The following is a 4853-nucleotide window of genomic DNA, read 5'->3' on the forward strand; positions in this document are numbered from 1 at the left end:
ACCGGTTAGGCAATTCAGCATTGCCGAGCCGACAGAGGCTAGGTTAGGCAATGACGCCATCAACGCCATTGAGGTCCTCACCAAGGACCTGGGCGGTGTAGCCACACTCAAGGCATTGAGTGAATTGGTTGGTCATGAGGCTGTGCTTAAAGCCCTATTCATGGGCTACGCAGTCTACAACCCAAGCGACCTAACCATTAGGGCCACAGCCAAGGCACTAACCCTTATAAGGCGTTTGGGCGGTAGCAGTGATGCCTTGGGTGGGGGGGAGGCAAAACAAGGTTGATCCACGGATTAACCAACAAGCCAATCAAATGGCTTAACGCCTCAAGACCCATGCAAGCCTAGCCTTAGGGATTTGATTAATGATCCTGCTGGGCACCTCTTCCACTTCATGGTTCTTGATGAGACCCATGCATTGATCTTCGGCTCAATAGGCACTGGGAAGACTACACTCATTAAGAATGCACTAGCCAACGTGCCGTGTGGTTACACGGTTGTTGTGTTTGATGTCGCAGGCACTTACGAGGGTTTCACTGACTACCACGCTCCGTACCCGTTTAATCCGCTGGATTTCTTGAGTGATGTGGAGGCTCTTGACGTCATTGAGGAGGTGCTGACGATGAGGTTCCCCCCCAGGCTTCCTTACGTGATGACTCCGGCTATGGAGTTCATGTTCATGAAGTCACTCAATGAGTTGGGTGGTGAATCAATTAATGAGCGAGACAGCAAGCCTGCGCAGCAGGCAAACTCTAGTCAAGCCATTGGTAAGGCTGTTGATGGGGTTTCTATTGGTGAATTAATCAAGTACCTGGAGGATCAGGTTAATAGCGGCGCCTTTGCGAGGGAGGATGAGGTTAACAGTGCTAGGGGCCTCATACGTAGGCTCACCTACCTAAACCACTGGGTCTTCAGCAAGACCCACCCAATCATTAATCGCTTAATCAACGGCGAGTTAGTCGGCAAGTCAGTGGGTATTGACCTTAGTTGGTTGTCGCCGATACAGCGTTGGTTCTACGTGCTCTCGCTATTGGCAGTGCTCAATTCAATGCAGGCCAGGAACTTGATCCTAGTGATTGATGAGGCTCATTTGTACTTCAGGCTTGGTGAGTCAACACTAACAACGAGCGTTAGAATCGGTAGGAACTACAACAGGTACTTCGCCCTAATAACGCAAAGCCCATTCGATATACCGCGTGAATTCATTTCGATGAATAAGTTGTTTGTTGAGTTCCCAGTGCTTTACTTCAGCCCAGAGAACGTGGTATTCAGGGAACCAGGCTTCAAGGCACACTACGTAGGGACGCCTACTACAACGCGGAGAAGACCTGGACAGCAATACCACCACCCCCCCACTGGGAGAGGCCTCTAACGGCCATAATGCACCTACACGTAACAAATAGGCAATTGAGGAGTGAGCACAGGGAACCATACAACCTAATAACCATTGAGGTTGACCCGGAGGTTAAGCCAAGAACAAGCACGACCACGCTTAGGAAGTGCGCCGAGGAGTTCGGGGGGGTGAAGCTCGAGGTCATTAGGGAGGGTGGCTTCAAGAGGCCCAAGTACGACCAACTCCTCGAGGGTGTTTGGGAATGCATTGGGAAGCCCTAACCTTCTACATAGAGCCTAGGGAGTTAATACTCGGTGGCTACGCAATCATTGGCGTGGTCACAGCCGAGATAAGTGACTGCAGTGTTGAGGTTAAGGGCATTGAGCATGCCAAAGCCGGCGTCGACGCGCTGATCAAGGCCGTCAAGCAAGGCTTTAAGTTGCATACTGCGTACCCGTCAATGTACATGGACTCGGTGATGTACTTCCTAGGTAGGCTAGGTATCCCAAGGCTCAGCCTTAGGGTTGTGGATGCAGACCCGAGGGCAATGCCCTTCAGGGCGTTTAACGATGTTGATGTGGTTAGGAACATTGCTTACCTTCACGTGGTTAAGGAAATAGCCCTCAGGGGGTAAACTGCACATGGGCACGAGGAGGACCGCATACACAGTACACAAGCTACTAATGGAGTCAGGCTACAACGCGGATGAGAAAATGGCGGATAGGTACAGAGGGCCAGTGCCATGCAAAGTAAGGCTGGCTTAACCCATTGTTAACCCCCCCACCCCCCCTTATTAATTCAATATTGTATTATTTCTAGTGGGGAGTGATGAGCCCCCCCTGACCAAACCACCCTGGGTTCGCTGGGGGGGCGGGTGGTTGGGGGGGGTGATCCAGGTGGCTGGGCTCTCCGCAGTCTTGGCGCGGTCCTGCGCATAGTGGCTATGGGGCTAAGTACCTAGGTAGGGCTTTGCCGTTGCTTAGGCGTTTCATTGCCGAGGAACTGCCTAGGCTTAAGTTGAATGTTAGGGGTGGTGATGGCCTTTACAAGTTCACTACGGCTACCCTCAGGAGGTACTTGGCTAGGCACTTGGGTGAGGATGAGGCTTACGGTGCCTTGATCGCCATAGTCACTGGGCATTTGATGGCCGAATTGGCTAGAAACGGTTACGAAGTTGTTTATCACCGTAAGGGCGTATACATCGTTAGGAGGGTGGGTGGTGATGGCAAGCAGTGATGACGTGCTCGCCCAAATCAAGGATTACGTTGATAAGAGGCTCACTGAGTTTAGGGATGAATTGCTTGATTACCTTGACTCCGTGAAGGCGAGGGACTTGGAGAGGGTTAAGAAAGAGGTAATTAAACTCCTCGTTGGGGAGGTTGAGGAGTTAAAGAAGCAACTACTGAGTGAGGTCGAGTCGAGGGGTGACATAGGCGATGTGGTTAGGAGGATTGATGAGCTTGGTAGGGAAATAAGCGAGCTTAGGCGGTTAATCAGTAGTCAATCCAATCAACAAAGCATTGTTGACATTGTTAGGCGTGAGGTCGAGGGTGTTGAGAATAGGCTTAGGTGGTTCATAATTGACAAAATAAACGAGGCTGAGACCAAGAGGAGGAGGAACAGCGCCAGGAGGGCTGTGCTAACGCTCCTAGGCATTGCAGTCGGCATAGCCGTGGTTATTGCATTGGCTTTCGAATTGGCTCCTTGGCTGATACCACTAATCATAATCATCGTTGCGGTGCTCCTGAGGAGGTGATTGTATGGCTGTGCTGAGAGGTGATCAATTGGAGGTTGCCAATAGGTTGTTGGCTTTACTCAGTGAGCGTGGTGTCGCTGGTTTGCAGGCACCCACTGGTTGGGGTAAGAGCTTTGTTGCCTCATTCGTAATTAAGAGCCTTGGCGGCAAGTGGGTTTGGACCTCGAGCCTAATCAATGCCCTAACACAAGCATCAAGGGCTTTGAGGGAGTTTGGTGTTAGGTACTTCCTAAGCACTGGTAGGGAGAGGCTTTGCCTTAGGGGCTTTAGGCACAGCGACTTCATTATTCGTAAGCCATGCGGATTCTGCCAATTCAACAAGCCAGTGCCCAAGCCACTGGTTAAGGCATTAATCAACGCCGTTGATTACGGCGATGTTAGGGAAACCGCAGAACAAAGCCAACTGTGCCCATACAGCCTTCAGGAGGCTTTAATCAAGGAATTGATTAGTGAGCATGAGGACCTAGTCGTTTTGATGAATTACTCAAGGCTCGGTAAGTTCGCTAGGAAATTCAATGGCGTCATCATTGACGAGGCTCATAATGCCGTAATACCAAGGATAGTCTCAATACCGAGGAGGAGTATTGAGGTCTTGTTCAATAGGCTTGGTGTTGAGGGTGTTGATGCCAAAAACGCCGAGCTAGTTAAAGGCGTCTTGAGTGAGCTACTCCTAACAATAGCCATGGATGGCGAGACTAACGAGCTAATCAGCCTCGATGACTTGGTGGCAATCATCGAGTCCTCAATAGCTTACTTTGACCTAGACAGCGACTCGTTGATCGGCGTCAAGTTCGAGGGATTGGAACTACCAAGCGACAAGAGGGTGTTGCTGATGTCAGCAACACTGCCACCATCAATACTGAGCTCAATGCTTGTCGTCAAGGTTGAGCCTAATCGAGTGATTAGGGCTGTGGTTGGTGACTTGGTGATGACTGCTGAGAATCTGGAGAGGCTTAGGGGGGGTGAGGTCACTAGGCGAATCAATGAGTTGCTCAGTGATGGTTTGCCGACTGTGGTATTCACTACATCGAGTAAGGAGGTTTTCCTCGAAAACGCGGTCTACGAGGATGAGTTGAGGAGGGATGATGTTTGTAGGAGGAACCTAGTGCTTAGGTTCTTCGGTAAGTACGCCGAGGGCGTTAGGTTGAATTGCTACAAACGAGTCATCCTACTAACACTGCCCTTACTGCCAAGCAACGTCATGAGGCGCCTGGAGGTAGGGGACTAAAGGCAGTTGACCTAGTGGTTATTAAGAGCGTCCAGGCAATAGGTAGGTTACTGCCGAGCGAAAACGACATTGAAGTCATATTGTTTGATAAACGCTTCAAGCGTTACTGCAGTGATTTGATGAACTACGGAATCCAATGCATTAACGCCAAGAAGCCAAACCCGGGCTGACCCTCCCCCCCAAAGCCAACCGGGTGGGGGTTGGCTTGGTGGGGGATGAAGCCCGGGGGAGCTTGATGAAGGGGGCAAGCAACAGAACCCTGAAGAGCGGCTTCGCAACTGTTCCCTTGGCCGACCCACCCCCCCGGCCCCCCCTAGAACCCGGTTGGCTAAAGGGGCTTAATAAAGGTATTGCCTTCGATGCCAAGGCCCGGGTTGACTGCCCCCCCTGACCAGCCTTGGGTGGGGCTGGGTTGGGGGTGGGTGATGCCCGGTCCTGATGTGGATACGAGACGCGGAACCCTGAAGAACTATCCTTGGACTGAGCCCGGGCGGACCACCCCCCCCGCCCAGTCATTGGCTGAGGCTGGTTGGGGG

At 51.6% G+C, this 4853-nt stretch carries 8 protein-coding genes and 1 pseudogene; all 9 read left to right on the forward strand.

Translation table 11 applies throughout. From position 1 onward, the window contains the following. Positions 1 to 286 (forward strand): annotated as a pseudogene (locus JCM11216_RS13860) (hypothetical protein); the annotation flags it as partial. 72 nt (positions 287 to 358) lie between these two features. After that, the gene (locus JCM11216_RS13865; protein WP_243676446.1) at positions 359 to 1372 is read left to right on the forward strand and encodes a type IV secretion system DNA-binding domain-containing protein; all 1014 of its coding nucleotides are present in this window, start codon (positions 359 to 361) and stop codon (positions 1370 to 1372) included. 8 nt (positions 1373 to 1380) lie between these two features. Next, positions 1381 to 1614 (forward strand): hypothetical protein, encoded by a 234-nt coding sequence (locus JCM11216_RS20230; protein WP_243676447.1) that lies wholly within the window; start codon positions 1381 to 1383, stop codon positions 1612 to 1614. Then, positions 1596 to 1967, forward strand: a complete 372-nt coding sequence (locus JCM11216_RS13870) for a hypothetical protein (RefSeq protein ID WP_054854578.1) — start codon at positions 1596 to 1598, stop codon at positions 1965 to 1967. The genes JCM11216_RS20230 and JCM11216_RS13870 overlap by 19 nt, the downstream gene beginning before the upstream one ends. A 341-nt stretch (positions 1968 to 2308) precedes the next feature. Next, positions 2309 to 2569 (forward strand): hypothetical protein, encoded by a 261-nt coding sequence (locus tag JCM11216_RS13875; RefSeq protein WP_054854579.1) that lies wholly within the window; start codon positions 2309 to 2311, stop codon positions 2567 to 2569. Beyond that, positions 2556 to 3089, forward strand: a complete 534-nt coding sequence (locus JCM11216_RS13880) for a hypothetical protein (RefSeq protein ID WP_054854580.1) — start codon at positions 2556 to 2558, stop codon at positions 3087 to 3089. The genes JCM11216_RS13875 and JCM11216_RS13880 overlap by 14 nt, the downstream gene beginning before the upstream one ends. 4 nt (positions 3090 to 3093) lie before the next feature. Then, positions 3094 to 4317 (forward strand): hypothetical protein, encoded by a 1224-nt coding sequence (locus tag JCM11216_RS13885; protein WP_243676448.1) that lies wholly within the window; start codon positions 3094 to 3096, stop codon positions 4315 to 4317. A 14-nt stretch (positions 4318 to 4331) separates the two neighbouring features. Beyond that, positions 4332 to 4487, forward strand: a complete 156-nt coding sequence (locus JCM11216_RS20235) for a hypothetical protein (RefSeq protein WP_243676449.1) — start codon at positions 4332 to 4334, stop codon at positions 4485 to 4487. A gap of 65 nt (positions 4488 to 4552) precedes the next feature. Next, positions 4553 to 4708, forward strand: coding sequence for a hypothetical protein (locus tag JCM11216_RS20240; protein WP_243676450.1), 156 nt, complete (start codon positions 4553 to 4555; stop codon positions 4706 to 4708). The last annotated feature ends 145 nt before the right edge of the window (positions 4709 to 4853 follow it).

It is taken from the genome of Vulcanisaeta distributa JCM 11216 (assembly GCF_001315985.1).
Classification (GTDB): Archaea; Thermoproteota; Thermoprotei; order Thermoproteales; family Thermocladiaceae; genus Vulcanisaeta; species Vulcanisaeta distributa_E.

Coding starts and splice junctions, on each gene's coding strand:
- JCM11216_RS13880 (WP_054854580.1), top strand. CDS start 2,556: ATGGCAAGCAGTGATGACGTGCTCGCCCAAATCAAGGATTACGTTGAT.
- JCM11216_RS20240 (WP_243676450.1), top strand. CDS start 4,553: ATGAAGGGGGCAAGCAACAGAACCCTGAAGAGCGGCTTCGCAACTGTT.
- JCM11216_RS13885 (WP_243676448.1), top strand. CDS start 3,094: ATGGCTGTGCTGAGAGGTGATCAATTGGAGGTTGCCAATAGGTTGTTG.
- JCM11216_RS20230 (WP_243676447.1), top strand. CDS start 1,381: ATGCACCTACACGTAACAAATAGGCAATTGAGGAGTGAGCACAGGGAA.
- JCM11216_RS13870 (WP_054854578.1), top strand. CDS start 1,596: ATGCATTGGGAAGCCCTAACCTTCTACATAGAGCCTAGGGAGTTAATA.